This is a genomic window from Endozoicomonas sp. (assembly GCF_031844845.1).
Classification (GTDB): Bacteria; Pseudomonadota; Gammaproteobacteria; order Pseudomonadales; family Endozoicomonadaceae; genus Endozoicomonas.
On the sequence record NZ_JAVRMB020000356.1, the window covers coordinates 1 to 7,013 of the forward strand.

Below are 7,013 nucleotides of genomic sequence, written 5' to 3' on the forward strand. Positions count from 1 at the left end.
TCGCCTTGGCATGGGCTGGCTATATCAGTATTACCAGACGACAGATAATAAGGGAGCAATCAGAACAGAGGAGACACGATTTTTTAAAGAGTGTCTCTTTGAACTGCCTCTCTCCTATATGGTGGATAACGGTTATCTCACACCTCCACAGGTAGTTGATGCGCCCATTGTATTCTACGACTTCAGTCAACTGTCCAGAGACAGCTTCGGCCGTTATGGTGAGCAGGATCTTAACCGGTTACTGAAAGGAAAAACCCGGGCTACCCGGGAAATCATCGAGCAGGTAAAAAGAGAAGCGGCTACCCGTAAAGGTGTCATGGTGTTTGCTTCCACTGTTGATCATGCCCGGGAGATCATGGGTTACCTCCCGGAGGATGAGAGCGCCTTAATTATTGGTGATACCCCATCTAAAGAACGGGATCGCCTGATTGATGCCTTCAAGCAACAACAGCTTAAATTCCTGGTAAATGTTTCGGTACTGACTACGGGTTTTGACGCCCCCCATGTCGACCTGATCGCCATACTTCGACCAACAGAGTCCGTCAGCCTTTATCAGCAGATAGCAGGCCGTGGACTGCGACTGGCTCCTGATAAAAAAGACTGCCTGATCATTGATTATGCGGGCAATCGCTTCAGCTTATTCAGCCCGGAAATTGGTGCACCGAAACCAGACTCGAAAGCAGTACCGGTAACAGTCCCCTGTCCAGCCTGTGGCCACAATAATCATTTCTGGGGAATTATTGATAGTGATGGAGACCTGGTCGAGCACTATGGACGACGTTGTCAGGGTTTTGAGACTTTTTTTGACGAAGAAGGTGAAGGGGAAAAGGAACAATGTCAGTTCCGCTATCGCTTTAAAGAGTGTGATCAGTGTGGTGCAGAAAATGACATCGCTGCCAGAAAATGCCATGACTGCCAACATGGACTGGTCGACCCGGATAAAAAACTCCGTGATGCCCTGAACCTTAAAAACTGTCTGGTGATTCGTTGTTCCGGCATGGAGATGATCTCAGACAAGGACTCACAGGGCAGGCAAAGGATAAAAATCACCTACCATGATGAAGATGGTGCAGAGGTAAATGAACACTTCCGACTGGATACTCCGGCCCAACAAGGTGCGTTCTATCACCATTTTGGCAAACACGCATTGATCAATCGTGCTGAGGCATTCAGGGCATCATCTGTGGATAATGTTATCCACAACCAGAAGAAATTTCGCAAACCGGATTTTGTCGTTGCTCAAAAGGAAAAGCATTACTGGAAAATCATTGATAAGCTCTTCGACTACCATGGCAAATACCGTAAGGCTGAAGCGCTCTGATGCAAGTCACTTATCACATTACCGGGCAAGCCCAAAACCGCATCAATCAGTTAATGATTAAATACAGCCCGAAGCATACTCTGGTGATCTGGACTGCCTCGTTTGCCTGCCTGTTTTTCCCGTTGCTGATTTTCCGGAACAGTCTGAGTACCATTCTTCTTTCCGGACTGTTTGGTTCAGCGTTCATTACTTTCTGGATACTGAATCTTGGCCTTAAGTATGCCGTTCATAAACGCTTTGGCCTCCATTACCAGCCTGACCTTGAGCTGGAAATCCGCACAATACGCCTTGAAGAAAATGGGATCAAAATCCACTCTTCACTGCTCAAGCCTGCATACCGCACTTACCGTCAGGTAAAAATGATCACGGTGGAAGACAATATTATTATTATTGCCGGGAAAGGCGGCTGGCTTGAAATGATTCCCAGGGACTATGTGACTGAAGGTAATTGCGGGCTGCTACTGGATGAGCTCTGCACTAAAACAGGGAAAAAGCTCAAAACCCCTTCTTGAAGAACAAAGCTAATCTACAATTCTTTTTACAACGTTCAACTGGCAACCATGATGTTCAAACTGATTACCATCATCGTACTGTCAGTTCTGCTATCAGCATGTATGGCCGGAAGCTTAACATCGAAAAACATATCAGCCAGCAAGGGCGGTCACAGAAAATACGCTGGAGGCTGGCAAGTACTCAGACCAAACCAGGCTGTACTGGAGATGGCAAAATTTGCGGCCAAAGACTTTCAACAAGACTCAGTTGTGAAGGTAACTGATGCCAGGGTACAAAATATTCTGGGTACTTGTTATATGCTGGCCTTCCAGATGAGTAGTGGCCAAAACTGGCAAGCTGAACTCTATCGTGACCTTTATGGCAAGCTGACATTACTCGAACTTCTGGAGCGTTAAGCCATTACCTGCAAGAAAATGAACGATCGCCCTACCTGCCTGCACACGGTCATCTGGCAAGCCAATATCATCCAATACCTTATCAATTAATCGATCTTCAATAGTCTCCCGAAGCCTTGAACAGACATCCCTGAAAAAGCCATCCACAAACTCCGGGTGAGCCTGCCATGTCAGAATTGAAGATCCTTTACGAGTAATGGCATTCTCACAAAAGTCTGATGTCGCCAATAAAGAAAATCCCGGAGCGGTGTTAATCACCTGATCCTGATGAACCGCCAGTATGCGAATGGCATCCCCTGACCGAAAACCGCCAAAGTCAGCTGTGGCGTTTACGGGATAAGCACCAAGCCCCCAGCCTCCTGAGAACTTTTTAACCTCTCCGCCAAGCGCCTGATGAATCAGCTGATGACCAAAGCAGATGCCAACCAGCAACGCCTGACTTTGCTCCAGTTCTACAACCAGCGACTTAATCTGCTGTATCCAGGGATCTGAGTCGTAAGCGGCAGACTTACTGCCACTGATAATCCAGGCATCACAACTATCTACTGATGACGGAAAGCTCCCCTCATAACAACGCCAGACTGAGTACTGCCATTGTCCGGGCATTACCGCTTCTACCATCGCCTTATAATCATTATCAAAAGTGCCAAAGTTCTTGATGGAGTCAGGATGATGCTCATCACACAGTAAAATACCCAGTCGCCTTTTCAAAACCATCTCCCTTAACTTTTGTTGTCAGGCCAATCCATTTAAAGCTTAGACCGCCAGGCTTACGCTACCCCTGACGACAGGGTTTCAGCGATAAGGGAAGAAGCCATGCAAAATATACCATCGTCATTCCCGCGAAGGTGGGGATGACGGAAGACTGATACTTTCTATAACCCCACTTCCTTAAGCACAAACTTTAACCACTTTTTTTTTCAAAATAACCATTTTTATTTACATTCAGCCCTTGCGCTAATCCCGACTCCAATACTAGAATGATAACCATTCTCATTAGCATTAAGAATTTAAATTCACCGGCTCAACCGGACTCTCCCCAAGCACTTGTTGAGCTACCCCCAAGCACTTAACCAACCCGTGGAGGGACTGCCATCGACGAAATTTCAGACCTGACTTAGCTGGCTAATGCCAGTGATTCGCAAATCCTCATCTTTACGGCCTGAATTTCAGGCCGTTTTTTTATTGTTTCCCCATCGCTATCTGTCCATTATTGCAAAGCTGAAATAATTCCTTGAATATGCAGCACGATGTTGCTCCACAGCATCATCAACAGGCGCTTTTGGCTGCATTGGTCTTAATTAATAAAAGAGCCGTAACAGAGGTTCAATCATGGAACTACAGAAATACAAAATGCCCTTGCTCGATGGCAGAATGCAGGCGCTGTCTGACTATGAGAACAAGGTCGTTTTAATCGTCAATACCGCCAGTAAATGCGGCTTTACGCCTCAATATCAGGGAATTGAAGAACTGTATAACAAATACAGGGATCAAGGGCTGATCGTTCTTGGCTTTCCATGCAATCAATTTGGTCGACAGGAGCCGGGTAACAGTGACGACATTGGTTCCTTCTGTGAGAAAAACTATGGCGTAACCTTCCCGGTTTTTGAGAAAATTGATGTTAATGGTGATGATGCCGCTGCCCTTTATAAAGACCTGAAATCTGAAGCCCCGGGTTTACTGGGCACACAGAAAATCAAATGGAACTTCACCAAGTTCCTGCTCAACCGTAAGGGGGAAATTATTGACCGGTACGCCCCAACCACCAAGCCGGAAGATATTGAAGAAGATATCTGCAAGGCATTAAGAGAGCGCTGATCAAGCCGACAAAATAAGTGTCTCAACAACCTGAAACACTTATTACTGTGGATATCAACAAGGCACTCTCCATACTGGCTGACCGTAACGGCTCAGAACTGTTTTTAACGGTTGGCCATCCTCCCTGCCTGAAGATTAACAATCAGTTGGTATCCATAGCCAAAACTTCTCTGACCAGCGAGCAGGCTTCTCGTCTCTTTGCAGAAATGATGGGTGTGGAACGCTTTCAGGAATTTCGCGAAAGCCGCGAATGTAACTATGCCATACAGAATCCTGATTCGGGACGATTTCGTATCAGTGCTTTTTTTCAAAAAGGTGAACCCGGCATGGTGATCCGACGCATTCATCATCACATACCTGAACCTCAAGAACTTGGCCTGCCTGATATTTTGTGTGACCTGGTTCTTCAGGAACGAGGACTGATACTGATCACGGGTGCTGCAGGAACAGGGAAATCCACATCCATGGCCTCACTGGTCAATCACCGGAATAAAATGGGCAAAGGCCATATCATCACCATTGAAGATCCCATTGAGTTTATCCACAGTCACAATAACTGTATCGTTACCCAGCGTGAGGTGGGTCTTGATACAAAAACCTATGAAGAGGGGTTGTCTAATGCCCTGCGCCAGGCACCAAACCTGGTGGTTATCGGAGAAATTCGCTCCCCGCAAGTGATGAAACATACGATTGAATTTGTTCAGACCGGCCATCTTTGCATCGCAACACTTCATGCCAATACAGCCTATCAGGCTCTGGAAAGAATCATTCACTTTTTCCCCCGGGAACGACACCAGGAAGTTCTCATGAATCTATCCCTGAGTCTGCAGGGTATACTGGGGCAACAGCTGATTGCTGCTGAGGATGGAAGTGCAGCCTACCCTTGCCATGAAATTCTGCTCAACACACCAGCCTTGGCAGATCTCATCAAAAAAGGCAAAGTTGATGAAATCAATGGTCTAATGGAGCGCTCCAGTGAAGTGGGTATGCAGACCATTGATCAATCGATATTCAACCTTTTCAAAAGCGGCAAAATCAGCGACCGCCAGGCTATTCAATATGCCGATTCCTCGAATAATATGCGATTAATGATTAAAATGGATGGGCATAAAAACGATCATAGTGATGATGATGATTTTGGGAATTTAACCATCGCTTCTGATTGAAACCCTGCTTCAAAAAGATATCGGTTAATCCTGATCACAACACTTTTATACTTATACGCGATGTTAGAAAAAACCACTGACGTCATCTGAATTTCTGATATTCTCCCCTCCAAAATTTTCTTTCCTTTATCTCTCAGGGAGTTATACATGAGTATTGATCTGCTCAACCAGTCTGCAGATTGGCTGCAGAATAACCAGTCATTATTTATTGAGTACTTCGTAAATATAGTCTCAGCCCTTCTGACGCTGGTCATCGGTATTGTTATTGCCCGCATGGTCAGTAACGCCATCCATAAAATCATGTTAAAGAAACAGGTCGATGGAATTGTTGCCAGCTTCACCAGCAACATGACCAAATACCTGATATTGGCGTTTGTCATTGTTGCTGCACTGAGTCGTGTTGGTATCCAAACGGCCTCTCTGGTTGCCATCATTGGTGCCGCAGGCTTGGCAATTGGTCTGGCTTTACAGGGTTCACTTTCCAATTTTGCTGCCGGAGTATTGCTGATTATCTTCCGCCCGATTAAAAAAGGGGAGTATGTTGAAGTTTCCGGCGTTGCGGGTTCTGTTGAGTCTGTACAGATTTTTACCACAGTGCTTATAACACCAGACAATAAAATGGTGGTTGTACCCAACAACAATGTCTTAAGTAACAACATCATCAATTACACAAGAACCGGTCAAAGAAGAATTGATCTTGTTATTGGTGTCAGCTACTCATCCGATCTCAAAAAGACCCGGGCAGTTATTGAGCAAGTGCTTCAATCCAACGACAAAGTTCTTAAAGACCCGGCGTGGACCATTGGTGTATTGGCTCTGGCGGACTCATCCGTTAACTTTGCAGTGCGCCCATGGGCTGAATCCAGTCACTATTGGGATGTATACTTCAGCCTCAATGAAAATATAAAGACTGCACTGGATGAAGCAGGTATTGAAATTCCATTCCCACAACGGGATGTTCATCTTATTCAGAAAGAGGCTACTGCCTGATATCAAAACTATGTAGCAGGCAATTCCTTGCCTGCTACATAAAAATTACTTTATCGCTCTTACCAGGGATAGCTGCCAGATTGATGTGTCGATAGGTTGACCAAATTTATAACCACAGCTCTCAATCACTCCCACCTTTCTATACCCCAATTTTTGATGTAATACCTCACTACTTTTATTAGGCAAAGCGATCACTGCAATCATCTCTCGAATACCAAAATCTTTAGCTGCATCAAACAGAGCCTTATAAAGCGTAGCCCCTAATCCTCTCCCTTCTACGCCATTTCGCAAATAGATAGACCCTTCTGCTGTATAACGATAGGCGGCACGTGAATGATAATTTGATGCATAGGCATACCCGAGAACAGATCCCTTCTCCTCAAACAGCAGAAAGCAGTGGGATTTTTTTATTCTTTCAGCAAGCTCTTCATGCGTTACAGGATCAATTTCAAAAGTAACGGTGCTGTTCAGGACATAGTGATTATAGATATCTGCTATCTGAGCACAGTCGCCTGAATTTGCTTTTCTTATCATTGATACACGGCCTGTCCATAAGAAAGAGAAGTGACAGCAGCATATTTGAAATGAACCTGGAAATCATTCCCGGAATTTTATTGATTATTTTTCATACATAACAAAAACCCCGGCAGCAACGCTGTCGGGGTTTTTAAATTGGTGCCTGGCGATGACCTACTCTCACATGGGGAAACCCCACACTACCATCGGCGATACGTCATTTCACTACTGAGTTCGGGATGGGATCAGGTGGGGCTAACGCTCTATGGTCGCCAGGCTATGCTAGTGGCTAGA

Annotated in this window: 8 protein-coding genes and 1 rRNA gene; 6 read left to right on the plus strand and 3 right to left on the minus strand. The window is 45.4% G+C overall.

The genetic code is table 11. The annotated features are described in order from the left end of the window. From RM811_RS19720 to RM811_RS19730, 3 genes are all read left to right on the plus strand, one after another. Positions 1 to 1,321 (plus strand): helicase-related protein (locus tag RM811_RS19720; protein WP_402527576.1); only part of this gene is annotated, 1,321 nt, incomplete at its 5' end. Further along, positions 1,321 to 1,833 carry a hypothetical protein gene (locus tag RM811_RS19725; RefSeq protein ID WP_402527577.1) on the plus strand — a complete coding sequence of 171 codons (513 nt, stop codon included), beginning with the start codon at positions 1,321 to 1,323 and terminating at the stop codon, positions 1,831 to 1,833. The genes RM811_RS19720 and RM811_RS19725, both read left to right, overlap by 1 nt. Positions 1,834 to 1,881: 48 nt before the next feature. Then, positions 1,882 to 2,229: a hypothetical protein gene (locus tag RM811_RS19730; RefSeq protein ID WP_402527578.1), complete on the plus strand. Its 348-nt coding sequence runs from the start codon at positions 1,882 to 1,884 to the stop codon at positions 2,227 to 2,229. Here the strand turns inward: RM811_RS19730 and RM811_RS19735 are convergent. Continuing rightward, positions 2,206 to 2,946, minus strand: a complete 741-nt coding sequence (locus tag RM811_RS19735; RefSeq protein WP_402527579.1) for a type 1 glutamine amidotransferase — start codon at positions 2,944 to 2,946, stop codon at positions 2,206 to 2,208. The genes RM811_RS19730 and RM811_RS19735 overlap by 24 nt on opposite strands. A 615-nt stretch (positions 2,947 to 3,561) precedes the next feature. Between RM811_RS19735 and RM811_RS19740 the strand changes: the two genes are divergently transcribed. The 3 genes from RM811_RS19740 to mscS all read left to right on the plus strand — a co-directional run bounded on the left by RM811_RS19740 (position 3,562) and on the right by mscS (position 6,203). After that, positions 3,562 to 4,047 carry a glutathione peroxidase gene (locus RM811_RS19740; RefSeq protein WP_402527581.1) on the plus strand — a complete coding sequence of 162 codons (486 nt, stop codon included), beginning with the start codon at positions 3,562 to 3,564 and terminating at the stop codon, positions 4,045 to 4,047. A 17-nt stretch (positions 4,048 to 4,064) separates the two neighbouring features. Continuing rightward, a complete protein-coding gene (locus RM811_RS19745) occupies positions 4,065 to 5,213 on the plus strand; it encodes a PilT/PilU family type 4a pilus ATPase (RefSeq protein ID WP_402527582.1) in 1,149 nt (382 codons plus the stop codon). A gap of 147 nt (positions 5,214 to 5,360) precedes the next feature. Beyond that, positions 5,361 to 6,203: a small-conductance mechanosensitive channel MscS gene (gene mscS, locus RM811_RS19750; protein ID WP_402527583.1), complete on the plus strand. Its 843-nt coding sequence runs from the start codon at positions 5,361 to 5,363 to the stop codon at positions 6,201 to 6,203. Between the two features lie 45 nt (positions 6,204 to 6,248). Here the strand turns inward: mscS and RM811_RS19755 are convergent, their stop codons facing one another. Both RM811_RS19755 and rrf read right to left on the minus strand, forming a co-directional pair. Next, entirely contained in the window at positions 6,249 to 6,737 is a 489-nt protein-coding gene (locus tag RM811_RS19755) for a GNAT family N-acetyltransferase (RefSeq protein ID WP_402527584.1), read from the minus strand. A gap of 143 nt (positions 6,738 to 6,880) precedes the next feature. After that, a 5S ribosomal RNA gene (rrf, locus tag RM811_RS19760) occupies positions 6,881 to 6,996 on the minus strand. Between the last annotated feature and the right edge of the window lie 17 nt (positions 6,997 to 7,013).

Excerpts from the sequence above, each read along its gene's own strand:
- RM811_RS19730 (WP_402527578.1), top strand. The coding sequence starts at position 1,882 with ATGATGTTCAAACTGATTACCATCATCGTACTGTCAGTTCTGCTATCA.
- RM811_RS19735 (WP_402527579.1), bottom strand. The coding sequence starts at position 2,946 with ATGGTTTTGAAAAGGCGACTGGGTATTTTACTGTGTGATGAGCATCAT.
- RM811_RS19740 (WP_402527581.1), top strand. The coding sequence starts at position 3,562 with ATGGAACTACAGAAATACAAAATGCCCTTGCTCGATGGCAGAATGCAG.
- RM811_RS19755 (WP_402527584.1), bottom strand. The coding sequence starts at position 6,737 with ATGATAAGAAAAGCAAATTCAGGCGACTGTGCTCAGATAGCAGATATC.
- RM811_RS19725 (WP_402527577.1), top strand. The coding sequence starts at position 1,321 with ATGCAAGTCACTTATCACATTACCGGGCAAGCCCAAAACCGCATCAAT.
- mscS (WP_402527583.1), top strand. The coding sequence starts at position 5,361 with ATGAGTATTGATCTGCTCAACCAGTCTGCAGATTGGCTGCAGAATAAC.